Genomic DNA, 19,352 nt, shown 5'->3' on the forward strand with positions numbered 1-19,352 from the left:
ACGATCTAGGTAGCGTGGCGCCGTCCCGGAAGGGGCTACCGATCGCCCGTCGAGTGGTCTTGGCCTCCGTGGACCATGACAGGCTCGAGGCCGGAGGGGTAGGCGCCGAGTTGGACGACCTCGACCAAGTCGCCGGCGGCGGAGAAGATGGCGAGGTTGCCGAACGACTCGGGGCCAAGGGGCTCGCGGTCGCCGGTGCCGGGCGGCATAAAGAGGAAGGGCGGGGTCCAGGCCCCGTTGAGGTTGGACGAGGTCACGAAAAAGCGCGCGCCGTCCATCGAGGGGGCCGGGCTGTGGGGCTGGCTGAGGGCGTCGGCCTCGACGAGCAAGAGCACGGCGCGCGTGGCGGCGTCCAAGATGGTGACGGTGTCGCCGCGCTGATCGGGGATGAGCAAGCGCGAGCCGTCGTGGTTGGCGTGCGCGTGGTAGGGGCCGTCGCCGGCGGGGGCGGTGCCGTCGAGCGCGAGCGTCCCATCCTCGGCGAGCGTCAGGAAGAGGACCTCGTCGGTGGAGCGCGAGGTCAGGGTGACGGTGTACGGGTAGCCGGCCATCGACGCGTCGGCGTTCATGCCCGAGTGGTCCATGCCGCCGTGGTCCATCCCCGCGTGTTCCATCGCGCCCGCGTCATGCGTCATGCCCATCCCCATGTGGTGGGCGCCCAGGATGCTGAAGTGGATGAACTCGCGCGGGGCGCCGTCGGCGGGGATCCGCAGGATCGTGGCGTCGCCGGAGACCGCGTCGTAGACGAGCGCGCGGCTCTCGGACTGGGTGCCGGTCAGCTCGGCCGTGATGGCGTAGCGGCCGTCGGGCGTCGCGGCCATCGCGTGGGGGACGTTGAACGGCGTCGCGATCACGTCCATCTCCATCGTCGAGCGGTCCAAAATTCCGAACCCGTTCGCGAGCGGGTCGGAGAGCGTCGAGCGGCCGACGAAGATGCGATTCGAGGACGGGTCGAGCGACATCATACCGGGCGTGGCGAAGACGCCTTCGGGCGTGCGGCCCAGGAGCGCGTCGTCGGGGTCCTGGCCCAGGTCGAGCGAGACCTTGGCGACGACGCCCGCCGACACGAGCGAGACGTAAGCGGCGCTGCCGTCGGGCTCGAAGGCGAAGTGGTGCGGGCCGTACGGCGTGCTCGGGAGGCCGAGCGCGTCGAAGTCGATGCGGCGGACGAGCCGGCCGGTGTCGGCGTCGAGGACCGCGACGTGGTTCTCGGCCTGGACGCCCGCGAGCAGCAGGTGGTGCGCGTCGGCGAAGGGGATCGTGTCGCCGTCGCGCGCGCCGGCCTCGATCCAGCGCGCGAGGTAGCGGGCCTCATCGGGCTCCAGCGTGCGGAGGTTGGGGAACGGGATGGCGACCGAGTCGGGGAGGTCGGTGACGAAGCGCAGCATCAGGCTGCCCTCGGCGTCGAAGGGCACGACGAAGCCGCTGGGCCCGGCCATCACGACGTCCATCAGGTCGTAGTCGCTGGCGTCGCCGCGGTCGGTCGTCGCGGTGGGCGAGAGGACGTTGCGGGCCGCCAGCAGGGGCCGGACGGTCTCGTCGTAGTCGAAGGTCTGAATCACGTCGTAGTCGACGGTCGACGGGTCGAAGCCGTCGTCGGTGAGGGTGCTGGTCGTGTCGCAGGCCGTGAGGGCGAAGGCGAGCGCGAGCAGCGGGCTGAGGCGGAGCATGGGGGTCGGCGGGTGCGGAGGGCCAACGCGGCGGCGCGGCGGTCGGTTCGAGTGTAACGCGGCGCGACGCGCGGCCGTGCACGGAGGGTCGCACGGGCCGGGGGGCGGCGACAGGCCACCTCGGTCGTGAGAGGAACGGCCCGAAGGGCGCGCGGCAGCCCGCGAGCGGCCTCAGACCCCCGGGCTCGCGAGGCGCCCCTGCAATCCTTCGACGCAACTCGCCGCCGCGGGCGTCGCCAGCGCCGGTAGCTTGCGGGCGTGCCGCTCCCCCGCCCCCTCACGCCCGAGTCCCGCGTCGCCGTCGTGGCGCCGTCGAGCGCCGCGCTGGACCCGGCCGACGCGGCCCGGGGAATCGCCGCGCTCCGAGCGACGGGCCTCACGGTCGACGTGATCGGCCCCGCCAGCGGGCCCCGCGCGTATCTCGCGGGGACCGACGAAACGCGGGCCGAGGCGCTCAACACGGCGCTCCGGCGCGACGACCTCGACGCCATCGTCTGCCTGCGCGGAGGCTACGGCCTGCTCCGCATCCTGGACCGCGTCGACTACGCCGCCGCTCGCGCGCACCCCAAGCTCGTCGTCGGCTACTCCGACGTGACGGCGCTGCACCTCGCGCTGTGGGGGCAGGCGGGCGTCCCCGGCGTGTCCGGTCCGATGGCCGCCAGCGACTGGGCCGGCGGGCTCGACGCCGAGACCGAGGCCGACTTCTGGCGCGTGGCCCGCGGCGACGCCGGCTACGACGTGCTCGGCCCGGGCGGCGAGGGCCTTGCGACGCTCAAGGCCGGCGAGGCGGAGGGCGTCTTGCTCGGCGGCAACCTGGCGCTCGTCTGCGCCCTGCTCGGCACGCCGTACCTCCCCGACCTTCGGGGCGCCATCCTCTTTGTCGAGGACGTGGGCGAGTCGCCGTACCGGATCGACGGGTTGCTGGCGCGCCTCCGTCTGGCGGGCGTGCTCGAATCGCTCGGCGGGCTCGTCTTCGGCATGTTCACCGGCGCCGAGGTGCCCGAGGGGCGGCCGACGTTCACGGTCGACGAGGTGCTGGCGCAGTACGCGCCGTTCGTGGGCGGGCCCGTCGCGGCGGGCTTGGTCTACGGCCACGTGCCGCGCAAGAGCACCGTCCCCGTGGGCGTGAGGGCGCGGCTGACGGCGGGTGCCGACGGCGCCGTGCTGCACGTGCTCGACCCCGTCGCCCAGTGACCGCCGTCACCGCCCTCGGCCTGGTCGCCGCCGCCTGCACGATGAGCTCGTTCGTGCCCCAGGTCGTCAAAACGTGGCGGAGCGGGTCGTCGGCCGACCTGTCGGTCGGGATGTACGCCCTGCTGACGGTCGGCGCGGCGCTGTGGCTGGCGTACGGGCTGGCGATCGGCGACCTCCCGGTAATCATCACGAACCTCGTCACGCTGGCGCTGCTGCTCCTCGTCGACCTCCAGATCTGGTGGCACCGCCGCCGCCCCGCCTGATGCGCCTCGCCGTCTTCGCCTCCGGGGGCGGCTCGAACGCCGCCGCCATCTGGGACGCCGTCGACCACGGCGCGCTCGCCGCCGAGGCCGTCCTCCTCGTCACCGACCGGCCCGGGTGCGGGGCGCTCGTGCGCGCCGAGGCGCGTGGGATCCCGACCGAGGTGATCGCCCCGCTCGGCGACCCGGCGGCGTTTGCCCAGTCGTTGCTCGACGCGCTTGCCCGCGCCGAGGCCGACACGGTCGCGCTCGCGGGCTACCTCCGCATGATCCCCACGCCCGTCGTGTGGGCCTTCCGGCACCGGATCGTCAATGTGCACCCGTCGCTGCTGCCCGCATTCGGCGGGCCCGGGATGTACGGGACCCACGTCCACCGCGCCGTGCTCGAGTACGGCTGCCGGCTGTCCGGCGCGACGGTCCACCTCGTCGACGCCGAGTACGACACGGGCCCGGTGATCCTTCAAGAGGCCGTGCCCGTCGAGCCCGGCGACACGCCCGAGTCACTCGCCGCACGCGTGCTGGCGGTCGAGCACCGGCTCTTCCCCCGCGCCCTCGCCCTGCTGGCCGACGACCGCCTCCGCGTCGACGGCCGCCACGTCCGCATCCTGCCTGGCCGGCCCGACCCGGCCATCCCCCCTCCCTCCCCGCACTCGTGATCGACGCCAAGGACCTGCCCGCCCCCGACGACCGCTACCCCGTCCGCCGCGCCCTGCTGTCGGTCTTCGACAAGGCCGGGCTCGTCGACTTCGGGCGCCGCCTCCACGCCCTCGACGTCGAGATCCTGTCGACCGGCGGGACCGCGCGCGCCCTGCGCGAGGCGGGGATTCCGGTCCACGACGTGGCGGACGTGACCGGCTCGCCCGAGATCCTGGGCGGCCGCGTCAAGAGCCTGCACCCGACGGTCCACGGCGGGATCCTGGCGCGGCGCACCGACGCCGACGACATCTCGGAGCTGGCCGAGCACGGGATCGGCGCCATCGACCTGGTCGCCGTCAACCTCTACCCCTTCCGCGAAGCGACGGCGGGCGGCGCCAGCGACGCCGTCGCGGCCGAGAACGTCGACATCGGCGGGCCGACCATGCTCCGCGCGGCGGCCAAAAACTTCGCCTTCGTCGCCTCGGTCGTGAACCCGGCCGACTACGAGGCCATCGCCGATGAGTTGGAAGCGAACGGCGGGACGCTCGGGATGGCCACGCGACGCCGGCTGGCGGCCGACGCCTTTGCGCACTCGGCCGCCTACGACGCCGCCGTCGCGAGCTTTTTCGGCGCCGCGTACGACGGTACCGGCGAGGCGCACGCAGGCGACGACGCCATGCCCGACGCGTTCACCGTCGACCTCGCCAAGGCCGCCGACCTCCGCTACGGCGAGAACCCGCACCAGCGCGCGGCGCTGTACACCGACGGCTCGACACCGTACGAGGTGCTTCACGGCAAGGCGTTGTCGTTCAACAACCTCACCGACCTGACGGCGGCCCTCAACCTGATCGCTGAGTTCGACGGCGGGCCGCCGACGGTCGCCATCCTGAAGCACACGAACCCGTGCGGCGTCGGCCAGGCGGAGGCGCTGGCGGACGCCTACGCCAAGGCGTTTGCGACCGACCGGCAGAGCCCGTTCGGCGGCATCGTCGCCGTCAACCGCCCGCTCGACCTGGCGACCGCCCAAGCGATCGACGCCGTCTTTACCGAGCTCATCATCGCGCCCGCCTTCGAGGACGGCGTGCTCGCGTTCCTCCAGCAGAAGAAGAACCGCCGCCTGATCCGCGCCGTGCCGACGGCGCGCGCCAGCCAGGACGTGCGGACGACGGCGGGCGGCCTGCTCGTCCAGGACCCCGACCGCGCGCTCGCGCCCGACCTCAAGACGTCGTGGACCGTGCCGACCGAGCGCCAGCCGACCGACCGCGAGTGGGCCGACCTCGACTTTGCGTGGCGCGTCTGCAAGCACGTCAAGTCGAACGCGATCGTCTACGCGCGCGACGGCGCGACGCTCGGGATCGGGGCTGGGCAGATGAGCCGGATCGATGCGTCCGAGATTGCGGTCGCCAAGGGCGCCAAGTCCGGGCTCGACTTTGCCGGGTGCGTGGTCGCCAGCGATGCCTTCTTCCCCTTCGCCGACGGGCTCGAGGCGGCGGCCGAGGCCGGCGCGCGCGCGGCCGTCCAGCCCGGCGGCTCGGTCCGCGACGACGAGGTGATCGCGGCGGCCGACGCGCGCGGGATGGCGATGGCGTTCACGGGCCAGCGCCACTTCCGGCACTGAGCCTCGGGCGGCCGGTGGGCCCGCTCCGCACATGAGCCGCCGATCATCGCTAGCGACGGAATGCAGCGGCGACGTTGTCGACCGTCCTCCCCGAAAAATCAAGGCGGAAGGCCCAGTCTGGGCCGACCCCCCGGTTAGTTTGCGCGCCGCTCGACTTGCCACCCCCGTTGGACGCTGGGTCGTGGCTTGCACATCTCTGCGTCCCCGCTCCCTCCCGACCCCGTGCTCAACCCGTTCTCGGTCGACGTCGCCATCGACCTCGGCACCGCCAACACGCTCATCCACGTCCGCGACAAGGGGATCGTGCTCAACGAGCCGTCCATCGTCGCCATCGACCGGCGGACCGGCAAGACGGTCGCCATCGGGACGGAGGCGCTGATGATGCACGAGCGGACGCACAAGGACATCGAGACGATCCGCCCGCTCAACGACGGCGTCATCGCCGACTTCTCGGTCGCCGACGCCCTGATCCGTGGGCTCATCCGGCGCGTCAAGCCCGGCTGGCTGACCTCGATCGGCCGGATGGTGATCTGCGTGCCCTCGGGGATCACCGAGGTCGAGCGCCGCGCCGTCAAGGACGCCGCGCAGAACGCGGGCGCCCGCCAGGTCATGCTCATCGACGAGCCGATGGCCGCGGCGATCGGGATCGGGCTCAACGTGCAGGAGCCCGTCGGCAACATGATCGTCGACATCGGGGGCGGGACGACCGAGATCGCCGTCATCGCGCTCAACGGGATCGTCGTCGACGAGTCGATCCGCGTCGGCGGCAACGAGCTCGACGAGGCGGTGATGCAGTACTTCAAAAAGCACCACAACCTGCTCATCGGGCAGCGGACGGCCGAGCGCATCAAGTGCGAGATCGGGAGCGCCCAGAAGCTCGACCCCGAGCTCGAACTGTCCGTCAAGGGCCGCGACCTGGTCACGGGCGTGCCGAAGACGCGCGTGGTCTCGTCGGAAGACGTCCGCGAGGCGTTGCGCCCGTCGGTCAACCAGATCGCCGCGGCCGTCGTCCGCGCGCTGGAGCGGACGCCCCCGGAGCTGGGCGGCGACGTGCTCGAGCGCGGCATCATGCTGACCGGCGGCGGCGCGCTCCTGAAGGGCCTCGACGAGTACCTCCGCGAGCGGACCGAGCTGCCCGTCTTCAGCGCCGACGACCCGCTGACGGCCGTCGTCCGGGGCACGGGCTCCGTGCTCGAGGACATCGACGGGTTCATGCCGGTGCTGACGAACTAGCGCGCTTTCGGCGCGGACGGAGGACGACGGACCGGAGACCGGTTTGGGATGCCCACCGGCGGGGACCACTCGGCCGGCGGCCTTCGACGCGGCCCCGTCGGCTGGCGCGCGGCGCCGGTCCGCACATCGGGCGGCGGTCTCCGGTCCTCGGTCCTCCGCCCCTTCTCTTCCCCGCGCCCGAACCGCGGGGGCCATCGGGAGTAGGCACGCCTCCCCTCTCTTTCCTGGATGGCTCTCGCTCAGCAGGTCTGGGAGCGCTCGCGCGACTACGTCGTGTTCGGAGTGCTCCTCCTTATCGGACTCGTGATCTTCGTCGGCCGCAACGGCCCCGCCCTCCGCGCCGCCCGCGCGGCCAGCCTGACCGTGACGGCGCCCGTCGAGGGCCTGTTCGAGCGGTCCGCCCGCTTCCGGCGGTCGCTGGCGGAGAACGACCGGCTGCGGACCGAGACCGCCGAGCTGTCCGCCGAGGTCGCCCGCTTGCGCGAGGCGTCGGCCGAGAACGCCCAGTTCCGCGCGCTCTTGCAGTTCGACGACACGACCGACGTGCAGCGCGTCGTCGCCCGCGTGGTCGCCAAGGAGGTGACCGGCCAGACGAACCTGCTGACGATCGACGTGGGCGCGCGCGACTCGGTCGAGGCCGGGATGCCGGTCATCAACGAGCGCGGCGTCGTCGGCTTCGTCGTGCTCACGAGTGACAACTACGCCGTCGTGATGCCGCACCAGAACACGCTCTTCAAGGTGCCCGGCGTCGTCGAGGCGCTCGGCCGCGAGGGCGTCGTGTCGTGGGACGGCCGGACGGTCGACCGCCTGACGATGACGCGCGTGGTCAAGACGGAGCCCGTCGAGCCCGGGATGCTCATCGTCACGAGCGCGTTCTCGGGCGTCTTCCCTGCCGGCGTGCCGATCGGCCGGGTCGACACAGCGTACGCGGCGGCGGGCCGGAACGACTTCGAGATCATTCTGGAGCCGGCCGCCCCGATCTCCGAAGTCGGCTACGTCTACGTGCTGCTGGCGCGGCCGAACCCCGAGCAGGCGATCCTCGAGGCCGCCGCCCGCGACTCGCTCGGCATCGAGCGCCGCGAGGCCGACCTCCAAGCCCGCCTCAACGCGACGACGCCGGCCGACTAGCGCACGACTGTTGCACGGACGGCCGTTGACCGCCGCCCACCCCCCACCTCGATGCCCCTCGTTTTGCGCCCGCTGGCGGCCCTCGCCGTCGCCCTGTTCGCCCTCGCCGCCGCCGCCCAGCCGACCTCGACGGTCGGCGGCCTGGCCGACCGGATCGACGAGGTGCTCGACGCGCGCGCCTTCGACGACGCGTACTGGGGCGCCTACGTCGTCGACCTCACGACCGGCGAGGAGCTGTTCGCCCGCAACGCCCAGCGCCGGTTCATTCCGGCCAGCAACATGAAGATCGTGGCGACGGCCGCCGCGCTCGACCAGCTCGGGCCGGCCTTCACTTACAAGACGCGCCTCTACGCCGACGGCCCCATCCAGAACGGCACCCTCCTGGGCGGGCTCGTCGTCCGGGGCGCCGGCGACCCCACGTTCGGCGGCCGCTTCCGCGACGGCGACGCGCTCGGCATCTTCCGAGAGTGGGCCGACAGCCTGCGCGCGCTCGGCGTCCGCCGCATCCAGGGCCCGATCGTCGGCGACGACGACGTGTTCGACAACGTCCACCTCGGGCAGGGCTGGCAGTGGGACGACCTCAAGTGGTACTACGGCGCCGAGATCTCGGGCCTGCAGTTCCAGGAGGGCACCGTCCACGTCGAGGTCCGCGGCACGACGCCCGGCCAGCGCGCCCGCATCACGGCCTCGCCCGACTATGGCTACGTCCGGTTCGCGAACCAGACCACGACGACGGACGGCGGCTCGATTCAAGAGGGCTACGACCGCGCGCTCTCCGACAACGTGTTCACCGTTTCCGCCCGCGTCCCTGCCGGGCGGACCGAGACCGAGGACCTCTCCATCGTCAACCCGACCGACTACTTCGTCTCGACGCTGATCGGCGTCCTGCGTGACCAGGGCATCGACGTGGTCGGCGAGGGCGTCGACGTGGACGAGTGGGGCCGGCGCCCCCGCTACGAGCGGCTGACGCGCGTCGCGACGCACACCTCCCCGTCGCTCGCGGCGATCGTCGAGCAGACGAACACGGACTCGAACAACCTCTACGCCGAGCACCTGCTCCGCACCCTCGGTGCCTACGTCTACCGCGGGGCCGACCTCCCGACGGGCTCGGCGTTCGCGGGTTGGGAGGCCGCCAAGCCGTTCATGCTCCGCATCGGCGTCGACCCCGAGACCTTCCGCGTCGCCGACGGCTCCGGGCTCTCAGCCCTCAACCGCGTCACGCCCGTCGGCATTGTCGGCATCCTGCGGGGGATGTACCAGCACCCCGACCGCGCCACCAAGGACGCGTTCTGGAATTCGCTCCCCGTCGGCGGCTACACCGGCACGTTGCGCAACCGCTACCGCGGCGGCGACGCGCGCGGCAACGTCCGCGCCAAGACCGGCTACATCTCGGGCGCCCGGACGTTGTCGGGCTACGTCACCTCGGCGTCGGGCCACGTGCTGGCGTTCTCGCTCCTGTGCAACAACTACACGGTCCGCACTTCGAGGGTAAACCAGGCGCAGGACCAGATCGTGGAGCTGCTGGCGGACTTCGAGGGGCGATAGCCAGGCTCGCAGAGCACAAACCGGTGCCGGTGCAACTTGGTGGTGGACCGTCACGCTAGGGGGCGACCCTTCCCCCCGGCCCATGTCCCCCGTCATCGACGCCCGCGACGTCACCCGCACGCTGTCGCTCGGCGACACGCCCGTCCCCATCTTGCACGGCGTCTCGTTCACCGTCGACCGCGGCGAGTGGGTGGCCGTCACCGGGCCGTCGGGCTCGGGCAAGTCCACGCTCTTGGGGATCGTCGCTGGGCTCGACGCGCCGACGTCCGGGACCGTCGCCATCGACGGCGTCGACGTGTCGTCGCGGAGCGAGGCCGAGCTGGCGCGCTTCCGGAACGAGAAGGTGGGCGTCGTCTTCCAGTCGTTCAACCTGATCCCGACGCTGACGGCCCAGGAGAACGTCGAGGCGCCGCTCTACGTCGGGCCCCATCGTCGGGAGGCCAGGGCGCGAGCCCGCGCGATGCTGGAGCGCGTCGGGCTGGCGGACCGGCTCGGCCACCGCCCGCACCAGCTCTCGGGCGGCCAACAGCAGCGCGTCGCGATCGCCCGCGCGCTCGTCACCGAGCCGGCCCTCGTCGTCGCCGACGAGCCGACGGGCAACCTCGACGCGGCCACCTCCGCCGCCGTCCTCGACCTGTTCGCCGACTTGCGCCGCGATCTCGGGCTCACCGTCCTGGTCGTCACCCACGACCCCGACGTGGCGGCCCGCGCCGACCGCGTGATCCACCTCGTCGACGGCCGGATCGCGACGGACACCCGGCGCGCGGCATGAGCACCGCCGCCTTCGTCCTCCGCTACGCCCTCCGGTCGCTCGTCCGGAGCGGCCAGCGCGGCGCCCTCGCCGTCGCGTGCGTCGCCTTCGGGGTGTTCTCGCTCGTCGGGCTCCAGCTGCTCGCCGCCAGCATCTCCGACGCCGTCCTCGTGCCGCCGCGTTTCTCGCTCGGCGGCGACCTCGCGCTCTCCCGCGGCGCCCCCCTCTCCGCCGACGACCTACTCGCGGTCGCCGCCGACCCCGACGTCGACGGCGTCGACGCCCGCAGCGAGGTCCCGGCGCGGTTCGTCCAGACCGCCGACAACGCGCGGCTGTTCATCTTCAACCGGATCCTGGCCGTCGACGCCGACGCGTACCCACTCGTCGGCGACGTACGAATGCAATCCGGGACGCTCGCCCAAGCGCTCGCCGCGCCCGAGGCCGTCGTGCTGTCGCGCGACCTCGCACGCGCCCTCGCCGTCGATGAGGGCGACCGGGTCCGGCTGGCGGGGACGCCCGGCGGCGCGCCGACGACGCTCACCGTGTCCGGCATCGCCGACCAGCTCCCCGACGCCATCGGCGGCACGCTCCTCGTCGGCCGCGAGACCGCGCGCCGGATGGCGGGCGCCGACGTGGTGATGACGGCGCGCGTGGCGACCGACGCGCCCGACCGCGTGGCCGCCCGGTTCGAGGCCTCCGGCTGGACCGTCGAGCGGCCCGATGCGCCGCCGGGCGACGTCGAGAAGGTGTTCGGGTTCGCGCTCCCCGCCGCCGGCCTGCTCGGCTTGCTCGTCGGCGGGATCGGTGTGGCCAACACGCTCCAAGTCGTCCTGACCCGGCGGCGGACGGAGGTCGCCGTGCTCAAGACGTTGGGCTACCGCCAGCGCGACCTGATGGCGCTGTTCGGCGTCGAGACCGCGATCTTGGGCCTGGTGGGCGGCGTGCTGGGCGTGCTCGGGGGGATCGCCGGCGCCGAGGGGCTGCGCCGCGTCATGGCCAACGGGTTGCCGATGCTGCTCGACTTCCGGCTCGTCCCGTCCGTGCTCGTCGGCGGCCTGCTCGCGGGCGTCGCCACGGCCGTGCTGTTCGGGCTGATCGCGATCGTCCGCGCCAGCTCCGTCCGGCCCGGGACGCTGCTCCGCCAGACGCCCATCGTCATGACGACGCGGACGCGGCTGGCGACGGCCGGGTTGTCGCTGCTGCTGTTCGGCTTGTTCGGCGTGCTCGGGAGCGGACTCGTCGGGTCCGTCGCCGTCGGGTTCGGCGTGATCGCCGCGGGCGTCGCCGGGCTCGTCGTCTTCGGCGCGCTGATGGTGGCCGCCCTGCTCGTGGTCGTGCGGATTCCGACGCCGGGCCTCCCGCTCGTCCGGATGGCCGCGCGCAATCTGGGCCGGCACCCGGCGCGGGCGGCCGCGTCCCTCGTGGCCCTCTTTGTCGGGACCTACGCCATCGCGCTCTCGGGCATCGTCATCCTGAACGGCCAGGACGAGGTCGCCCAGCGGATGGTCGACGTGGAGGGCGCGAACGCGGCCCTGTACGGCATTTCGGAAGACGCCCCCGAACTGGTCCGGCTCTCCGCCGAGGCGGGCGCGACGCTGTGGACTGACCGGACGGCCGAGGCCGAGATCACCTGGCCCGACGGCACGCCGTTCGCGTTCGTCGACCAGCTCCACGGCCGCGGCGCCGACGGCGCCTCGACCGTCGCCGTCTCCGACTCCGCGCGCGGTTCACGCGGCACCGACTGGCTCGCCGACCCGGGCGGCCTGCTCGTCCCGTGGCGCCTGGGCACCAACGACGCGCGCCCGGTCGCCGTCGGCGACACGCTTCGGGTCCGCGTCGGCGCCGCCGATCGCCTGCTCGCGGTCGATGGCTACTACGACCGGCCCGACGGCATCCCGCTCGTCCAGACGTCCGGGGCGATCGTGCTCCCAGCCACCTTCGACGCGCTCACTGGCGACGCCGCCGTCACCGAGACCGTCGCGGCCGAGGTGCCCACCGCCCGGCTCGACGCGTTCGCGACGGCCGTCGGCCACGCCCACCCCGAGGGCGCCGTGATCACCTCGCGCGAGGTGGTCGACATGTTCGTCCGCGTCGTCCGCGGCCTGTTCTTGCTGGTGCTCGCGCTGACGAGCCTGGCGCTCGTGGCCGGGACCGTCCTGATCGCGAACGGCGTCGGGCTGGCGCTCGTCGAGCGCCGGCGCGAGCTGGGTGTGCTCAAGGCCGTCGGGTACTCGGCCGGGCAGGTGCTCCGGATGCTTCTGGTCGAGAACGCCCTGCTCGGCTTGGTCGGCGGTGGGCTCGGGGTCGGCGCGGCCGCCCTCACGCTCGCCGTGATCCGGGCGCAGGACGACGGCATCCCGATCGACCTCTACCCCGGCGTCTCCCTCGGGCTCGTCGCCGTCGCCGTCGCCATCGCCGCCGCGAGCGCGTTTGCGGTCGCGTGGGGCGCCGTCCGCGCCCGCCCCCTCGACGTGCTCCGCGCCGACTAGGTTCTGTATGGTGATTGTGAGCGCAGCCGAGAGCGAGCACCGGGAACTGCCGGCAAGGAGCGCGAAGCAGGCGTGGCCGCAGCCACGCCGATGGAGCGCGACGCGGCTGGCGGCTTCCGGGGCCGCTCGCAGGCCGTGAGGGACTCGTCAGACAGAGCCCAAGGCGAACTCGTCGTGGAGCGGAAACCGCGCCCGCGCCCGCTCGTGGTCCGCCCACGCACCCCCACTCCGATGACTCCGATCCACGCCACGACCGTCCTGGGCGTCCTCCACAACGGCCGCGTCGCCCTCGGCTCCGACGGGCAGGCCACCATGGGCGACACCGTGATGAAGCACAAGGCCCAGAAGGTGCGCCGGCTCTACGGCGGCAAGCTGCTCGCGGGCTTCGCCGGCTCGACGGCCGACGCGTTCACGCTCTTCGAGCGGTTCGAGGCCAAGCTGGAGCAGTACGGCGGCAACACGGTCCGCGCGGCCGTCGAGCTCGCCAAGGACTGGCGGACCGACCGCTACCTCCGCCGCCTCGAGGCCCTGCTGGCGGTCGCCGCGCCCGACCGCCTCCTGCTCGTCTCAGGCACGGGCGACGTGATCGAGCCCGACGACCCGATCCTGGCGATCGGCTCCGGCGGCAGCTACGCGCTCGCGGCGGCGCGGGCGATGATGAAGCACAGCCCCCAGCTCTCGGCCAGGGAGATGGTCGAGGAGGGCCTGCAGATCGCGGGCGAGATCTGCATCTACACCAACCAGAACACGACCGTCCTCGAGCTGGACGCCGAGGACTAGAGTCGGCTCGGGAGCCGGGGTGTAGTTTCGCGGTGCGCCTGCCTTCGGCGCGCACTGTACCACAGCCTTCGCCGTCATGTCCGAGATCCCGTCCGACGCCCCGGTCCCTGAGGCCGAGGCCGGCGCCCGCCAGGCCGCCGTCCTCCTCGACTACCAGAACCTCCACCACTACCTCAAGGGCCGCGTCGGCCGCGACGGCTCGACGGCCGACCTCGCGTCGTCCCTGCTTCGCGCCTTGCGCGACCGGCTGGCGGACGACGACACGCGCCTGGCCCGGGGCCGCGCGTACGCCGACTTCGGCGGGCTCGACGACCACTCGCGCCACGTCCAGCGGACGCTGTACCTCCACGCCATCGAGCCGGTCTACGTCCCGGCCACGATGCACCGCAACACGACCGACCTCCAGCTCGCCGTCGACGCCATCGAGATGCGCGAGCGGCACCCCGAGGTCGGCACCTACGTCCTGCTCGCGGGCGACCGCGACTACGCGCCCGTGGTCACGGCCTTGCTGGCGGGCGGCAAGCGCGTGCTCGTCGTCGGCTTCAAGGAGCACCTCTCGCCGTACCTCCTGGAGCACACCGACGGCGGCGAGTTCATCGACGCCAACGAGCTGCTGCCGTCCGGCGCGCTCCCGCCCGAGGTCGAGGTCGGGACGGCCATCGAGACGACCGAGTTCGCCGACGCGCAGGACCCGCGCCACGAGATCAACTACGACGCCCTCGAGGTCGTCGAGAAGTTTTTCGGGCAGTACGAGGAGATCTACCTCACGCCCTTGCTGCGCCGCCTGTCCGACGAGATCGGCGAGGTCGAGGGCCACGACCCCAAGTCGCTCGTCGCCGACCTCGAAGAGTGCGGGGCCGTCCGCCTGGAGCGCCGCAAGGGGATGCCGTACGACTACACCGTGCTGCTGGTCAACAGCGAGCACCCGGCCGTCAAGGAGGTCCGCGAGGACGTCCACGGCAAGCCCGTCACGGCCGCCGACGACGGCCTGCCCTTCGACGACGAGCGCGAGCTGTAGCCCGGATCGGCGACTCTTCACGCATCACGACCCGGGCCCGGGCGTAGCCGCCGGACGCCACCGTTCCGCCTTCCAATGATCCCGCTCCCCGCCCACGAGACGAGCGAGGCCGACCGCCTCGCCGAGCTCACGCCCCGCCAGATCGTCGCCGAGCTCGACCGCTTCGTCGTCGGCCAGCACGACGCCAAGCGCTCGGTCGCCATCGCGCTCCGCAACCGCTGGCGCCGGCTCCACGCCGACCCGGCCCTGCGCGACGAGATCACGCCGGCCAACATCATCATGATCGGGCCCACGGGCGTCGGCAAGACCGAGATCGCCCGGCGCCTCGCCAAGCTCACCGGCGCCCCGTTCGTCAAGGTCGAGGCCACCAAGTTCACCGAGGTCGGCTACGTCGGCCGGGACGTGGAGTCGATGATCCGCGACCTGGTCGACCTCGCCATCAACCAGGCGCGCGACGCCCAGGTCGAGCGCGTCCAGGAGCCCGCCATGGCGCAGGCCGAGGAGCGCCTGCTCGACGTGCTCCTGCCCCGCGCGACGCCGAAGACCATGCCGGGCCTGGGCTTCCCGCTCGGCGGCCAGACGCCCGCCGCCGCCGCCGAGCCGTCCGAAGAGGACGACCTCCGCCAGCGGACGCGCGAGAAGTTTCGGGAGAAGCTCCGCCGCGGCGACCTCGACGACCGCGAGGTCGAGATCGACGTCTCGCTCGACCGCACCACCAACCTCCAGATGTTCGGCCCGGCCGGTCTCGAAGAGATGGGGATCAATCTCCAGGAGATGCTTGGCGGGATGGGCAAAAAGCGCCAGAAGCGCCGCGTCAAGGTTCAGGAGGCGCTCGAACTCCTGACCCAAGAGGAGGCCCAGAAGCTGATCGACGGCGAGGCCGCCAAGGAGGAGGCCATCCGCCGCGTCGAGCAGGGCGGCATCGTCTTTATCGACGAGATCGACAAGGTGGCCGGCCGCCAGCAGGGCGGCTCGGGCGGTGGCCCGGACGTCTCCCGCGAGGGCGTCCAGCGCGACCTCTTGCCCATCGTCGAGGGCTCGACGGTGATGACCAAGCACGGCGCCGTCAAGACCGACCACGTCCTGTTCATCGCGAGCGGCGCCTTCCACATCGCCAAGCCGTCGGACCTCATCCCCGAGCTCCAGGGCCGCTTCCCGATCCGCGTCGAGCTGGGCTCGCTGAGCGTCGAGGACTTTGTCCAGATCCTCAAGACGCCGCAGAACGCGCTGCTCAAGCAGTACTCCGCGCTGTTCGCATCGGAGGGCGTCACGATGACGTTCACCGACGACGCGGTCCAGGCGATTGCCGAGACCGCCGCGAAGGTCAACGACGAGGTCGAGAACATCGGCGCGCGGCGCTTGCACACGATCCTGACGACGCTCCTCGAGGACATGCTCTTCGACGCGCCCGACGGGCCCGACACCTACGAGATCACGGCGGCCGACGTCAAGGACAAGCTTGCGGGCGTGGTCGAGGACCGCGACCTCAGCCAGTACATCTTGTGAGCGGGGCCGGGGACTGGGGACCGTGGACTGGGGGCACGACCTCCCAACTCCTGTGCCCGTCCCCAGCGCCGACGCCACTCACGACGTCCCCTCTCCCCTCGGGAGAGGGACAACCGACAGGTCGGCGCAGCCAGGGTGAGGGTTTCTGCCCGCTTGCGCAAGCGGCGCAGGCTCATGCCGTACCGGTGGCGCCAGTCCGTCGCCCTCCCGTCCGGGAGGGGAGGTCTTGTCTAAAGCGTCGATTGGTCCCGCGAGCAACGCTGGCACAAGGCTCACCGAAGGTGTCCCCGCTCCTCCTGGGTGAGGGGACCGGCCGCCAGAAGGTGACTCAGTGACCCGGCGAGCGCTCGACCCCCTGTTCGCCGCCCGCCGTGCGGCTATCGCGGCGGTCGCCCCGGCGCTGCGCTGGCGGCACCGGCGCGGCCCGTTCGTGCGCGCGGTGCCGATGCCCGAGGCCCGGCCGCGCCCGCTCGAAGGCTACCCCGCCGAGCTGTGGGCCCCAACCGGCCAGCCCCGCGCCTTCCACCTCCGGTCGCCGTTCGAGGCCAACACCCTCGTCGTCGAGCGGTATGCCGGCCCGGACGCATTCAAGCCGGTCGCCCGCGAGCCTTTCGGACGGTGCCAACCGGACACGCCACCCGACGCGCCCGCCAGCGGGTGCGGGTGGCCGGAGACGCTCGCGCTCGACACCGCCGGCTGGCGCCAGGGCACGTACCGCGCCCGCATCGAAGCGGACGGCGCCGACGCCGAGACGAGCGAGCGGTCCACGATCACGTTCCTCGTGGGACCGGCCTCCCCTAGCGCTCGCGTCGCCGTGTTCGCGCCGGTGACGACGTGGCTGGCGTACAATCCGTACGGCGGCCAGTCGCTGTACCACAACGAGTTAGGCGACGGCACTACAACCCTTGCGCACGCCCATCGGCCGAACCCCGCGCTCGACTGGGCGTCCGTCGGGGCGATCCACGCGATGGCCGCCGAGGCACCCGTGTTCGACTGGCTCGACGCCGAGGTCGGGGCCGACCTCTACCCGGACTGGATGCTGGCGCACCCCGACCGGCTCGCGAGCTACGACGCGATCGCGCTCGCGTACCACTGCGAGTACGCCAGCGACGCGATGGTCGACGGCCTGCGCACACTCGTCGACGGCGACCGAACGCTGCTGGCGATCGGGGCGAACCAGCTGTACTGGCGGGTGCGGTGGGACGCGGAGAAGACCGCCGTCGAGTGCCGCAAGGACGGCTCGCGCTTTGCCGACGGCGCTCGCGGCGGGCTGTGGCGACAGCGCGGGCGGCCCGAGGACGAGCTGCTCGGCGTCCGCTTCACGGCGCCCGGCACCGGCACGTATGCCCCGTACCGCGTCACCGACGCGAGCCACTGGCTCTACGACGGCTTGGGCGTCGCCGGCGGCGACCTGTTCGGGTTCTCGGGGACCACGCCCCTCCCGATCTGCGGCGACGAGACCGACGCGCCGACGGCGCTCTCCGGGCTCGCGGCCGACGTCGTGGCGCGCGGCCTCAACCGCCCGGACGCCATCGACGGCGACTACACGCTGTACCAGCGCGGCCACCCGGCGTGGGACGGCTCGGCCGGCGGGACGATTGCGCTCACCGAACGCTCAGCGACGCACGGCGTGCTGGCGACCGGTGCCATCCACAGCGCCTCGGGGCTGGGCGTCGACCCGGTGTTCACCGGCATCGTCCGCAACGCGCTGCAACGCTACGGGCTGGGCCCAAACAGCTGATGCGCGAGCCCCCGGAGGAGACCCGCGCATCCCAAACCTCAGAACCGCTCCGGAGACCTAGGCGACCTCGATCTGGGCGAGGTGCTTGCCAAAGCGATAGTTGTCCTGCGCCAACACCTGATCCACGTAGCCCGCGGGCACGTCGACCAGCGTCTGGCCGTCGTTGATCAGGATCTTGCCGAGCACGTTGCCGGGGATGTCGGCGGTGCGGGCGATGGCGCTGACGACTTGTGACGGGCGGACGCCCGACTCGTAGCCGGCGTCGATCGTCATCCGGACGAATCCCTCCTCGCGCGCGTTGCGCGGGGCGTTCGAGCGCGGGCCATTGTGGCGCGGCCCCCGGTCCCCGCCCGAGCGACGGTCGTGCGGCGTGTGGATATGCGGGAGCGAGGCCTCGCCGCGCGCGATCCGGGCGACCGCGAAGGCGGCGGCGGCGATGCGCATCGGGTCCTCGCCCTCGGCGACCAGGTCGAGCACGAGCCGGCGGTCGGCGTCGGTCGCGGCGTCGAGCGAGGCCGACACCATGGCGCCCATCCGCGCGGACCGGGCGGCCTCCACGTCCGAGATGCTGGGCAGCTCGGCGTAGGGGATCTGGCGCTTGGCGTAGCGCTCGACGCGGCTCAGCAGGTTCCGCTCGTTGGGAGCGACGAGCGAGATCGCCGTGCCCTCGCGGCCGGCGCGGCCCGTCCGGCCGACGCGGTGCACGTACGCCTCGACGTCGATCGGCAGCATGATGTTGAACACGTGCGAGACGTGGTCGATGTCGAGGCCGCGCGCGGCGACGTCGGTGCCGACGAGGATCTTGAGCTGCTGGCGCTTAAAGCGTTCCAGCACAGCGGTCCGCTGAGACTGACTGAGGTCGCCCGAGATGGCCTCGGCGGCGAACCCGAGCCCGGAGAGCTCGTCGGCGAGCCGGGTCGCGCCGTGGCGCGTGCGGACGAAGGCGAGGGCGCTCGTCACGTCCTCGGTCTCCAGCAGGCGCACGAGGGCCGCCAGCTTGTCGCGGTTGTTGACGAGGTAGGCGCGCTGCTCGATGTCCTCGGCGGTGCGGTCGCCGGACGCGACGGCGATCGTCTCGGGGTCACTCAGGTAGGTGCCCGCGATCTGGCGGATGCGGGGGGGCAGCGTGGCCGAGAGCAGGGCCGTCTGGCGCCCGCTCGGCGTCGCCTGCAGGATCAGCTCGAGGTCGTCGGCGAAGCCCATCGAGAGCATCTCGTCGGCCTCGTCGAGCACGACGGTCTCGACGGTCGAGAGGTCGATGTACTGCTGCTTGATGAGGTCGACGAGCCGGCCCGGCGTGGCGACGACGACGTCGACGCCCTGCTGGAGGCGGCGCGTCTGCTTGTGGTACGGCTGGCCGCCGTAGACGGGCAGCACGCGCACGTTGAGGGCCTTGCCGTAGGTAAAGACGGCGCTCGACACCTGGACGGCGAGCTCGCGCGTCGGGCAGAGCACGAGGGCGCGGACGACGCCGCGCGTCGAGTCGGCGGCCAGCTTCTGGAGCATCGGAAGCGCGAAGGCGGCCGTCTTGCCGGTGCCGGTGCGGGCCTGGCCGATCGCGTCGCGGCCGTCGAGCAAGACCGGGATCAGGCCGGTCTGGATCGGGGAGGGCTCGGTGTAGCCGAGGTCCGCAACGGTGGAGGCCAGCTCCGGGCGGAGGTGGAGGTCAGAAAACGTCATCAGGAGTCCGCTTGCGCGGCGGGCATGGCGGGATGGCGATAGGCCTCGGGCGGCTGCCCGGTCCGATCCACGCTCATGCCCTCACCTGAGGAGTCCCCTTCCG

General features: G+C 72.5%; 15 protein-coding genes. 13 read left to right on the forward strand and 2 right to left on the reverse strand.

The window, feature by feature from the left end:
• Positions 1-35: 35 nt before the first annotated feature.
• Complete coding sequence (locus ACLIRP_RS09290; protein ID WP_412060165.1) at positions 36-1,670, reverse strand: YncE family protein; 1,635 nt, start codon at positions 1,668-1,670, stop codon at positions 36-38.
• 258 nt (positions 1,671-1,928) lie between these two features.
• Here ACLIRP_RS09290 and ACLIRP_RS09295 point away from each other — a divergent pair, with 258 nt between their 5' ends.
• From ACLIRP_RS09295 to ACLIRP_RS09355, 13 genes are all read left to right on the forward strand, one after another.
• Positions 1,929-2,864 (forward strand): S66 peptidase family protein, encoded by a 936-nt coding sequence (locus tag ACLIRP_RS09295; RefSeq protein ID WP_412060166.1) that lies wholly within the window; start codon positions 1,929-1,931, stop codon positions 2,862-2,864.
• A complete protein-coding gene (locus ACLIRP_RS09300) occupies positions 2,861-3,127 on the forward strand; it encodes a SemiSWEET family sugar transporter (protein WP_412060167.1) in 267 nt (88 codons plus the stop codon). Before ACLIRP_RS09295 ends, ACLIRP_RS09300 begins: the two co-directional genes overlap by 4 nt.
• Positions 3,127-3,780: a phosphoribosylglycinamide formyltransferase gene (gene purN, locus ACLIRP_RS09305; RefSeq protein WP_412060168.1), complete on the forward strand. Its 654-nt coding sequence runs from the start codon at positions 3,127-3,129 to the stop codon at positions 3,778-3,780. Before ACLIRP_RS09300 ends, purN begins: the two co-directional genes overlap by 1 nt.
• Positions 3,777-5,378 (forward strand): bifunctional phosphoribosylaminoimidazolecarboxamide formyltransferase/IMP cyclohydrolase, encoded by a 1,602-nt coding sequence (purH, locus tag ACLIRP_RS09310; RefSeq protein ID WP_412060169.1) that lies wholly within the window; start codon positions 3,777-3,779, stop codon positions 5,376-5,378. The genes purN and purH overlap by 4 nt, the downstream gene beginning before the upstream one ends.
• A 186-nt stretch (positions 5,379-5,564) precedes the next feature.
• Positions 5,565-6,611 carry a rod shape-determining protein gene (locus ACLIRP_RS09315; RefSeq protein WP_412060170.1) on the forward strand — a complete coding sequence of 349 codons (1,047 nt, stop codon included), beginning with the start codon at positions 5,565-5,567 and terminating at the stop codon, positions 6,609-6,611.
• Between the two features lie 228 nt (positions 6,612-6,839).
• Positions 6,840-7,739, forward strand: a complete 900-nt coding sequence (gene mreC, locus ACLIRP_RS09320) for a rod shape-determining protein MreC (protein WP_412060171.1) — start codon at positions 6,840-6,842, stop codon at positions 7,737-7,739.
• A gap of 51 nt (positions 7,740-7,790) precedes the next feature.
• Positions 7,791-9,284, forward strand: coding sequence for a D-alanyl-D-alanine carboxypeptidase/D-alanyl-D-alanine-endopeptidase (gene dacB / locus ACLIRP_RS09325; protein ID WP_412060172.1), 1,494 nt, complete (start codon positions 7,791-7,793; stop codon positions 9,282-9,284).
• 82 nt (positions 9,285-9,366) lie between these two features.
• Positions 9,367-10,056 carry an ABC transporter ATP-binding protein gene (locus tag ACLIRP_RS09330; protein ID WP_412060173.1) on the forward strand — a complete coding sequence of 230 codons (690 nt, stop codon included), beginning with the start codon at positions 9,367-9,369 and terminating at the stop codon, positions 10,054-10,056.
• Entirely contained in the window at positions 10,053-12,524 is a 2,472-nt protein-coding gene (locus tag ACLIRP_RS09335) for an FtsX-like permease family protein (RefSeq protein WP_412060174.1), read from the forward strand. The genes ACLIRP_RS09330 and ACLIRP_RS09335 overlap by 4 nt, the downstream gene beginning before the upstream one ends.
• 231 nt (positions 12,525-12,755) lie before the next feature.
• Entirely contained in the window at positions 12,756-13,304 is a 549-nt protein-coding gene (gene hslV, locus ACLIRP_RS09340; protein ID WP_412060175.1) for an ATP-dependent protease subunit HslV, read from the forward strand.
• A 76-nt stretch (positions 13,305-13,380) separates the two neighbouring features.
• Entirely contained in the window at positions 13,381-14,322 is a 942-nt protein-coding gene (locus tag ACLIRP_RS09345; RefSeq protein WP_412060176.1) for an NYN domain-containing protein, read from the forward strand.
• Between the two features lie 75 nt (positions 14,323-14,397).
• Positions 14,398-15,828, forward strand: a complete 1,431-nt coding sequence (gene hslU, locus ACLIRP_RS09350; protein ID WP_412060177.1) for an ATP-dependent protease ATPase subunit HslU — start codon at positions 14,398-14,400, stop codon at positions 15,826-15,828.
• Positions 15,829-16,159: 331 nt separating this feature from the next.
• Positions 16,160-17,569: a N,N-dimethylformamidase beta subunit family domain-containing protein gene (locus ACLIRP_RS09355; RefSeq protein ID WP_412060178.1), complete on the forward strand. Its 1,410-nt coding sequence runs from the start codon at positions 16,160-16,162 to the stop codon at positions 17,567-17,569.
• A 57-nt stretch (positions 17,570-17,626) separates the two neighbouring features.
• On the opposite strand, the gene ACLIRP_RS09360 is transcribed toward ACLIRP_RS09355, so the two are convergent.
• Positions 17,627-19,249, reverse strand: coding sequence for a DEAD/DEAH box helicase (locus ACLIRP_RS09360; protein ID WP_412060179.1), 1,623 nt, complete (start codon positions 19,247-19,249; stop codon positions 17,627-17,629).
• Between the last annotated feature and the right edge of the window lie 103 nt (positions 19,250-19,352).

The organism is Rubrivirga halophila (assembly GCF_046845755.1).
GTDB lineage: Bacteria > Bacteroidota > Rhodothermia > Rhodothermales > Rubricoccaceae > Rubrivirga.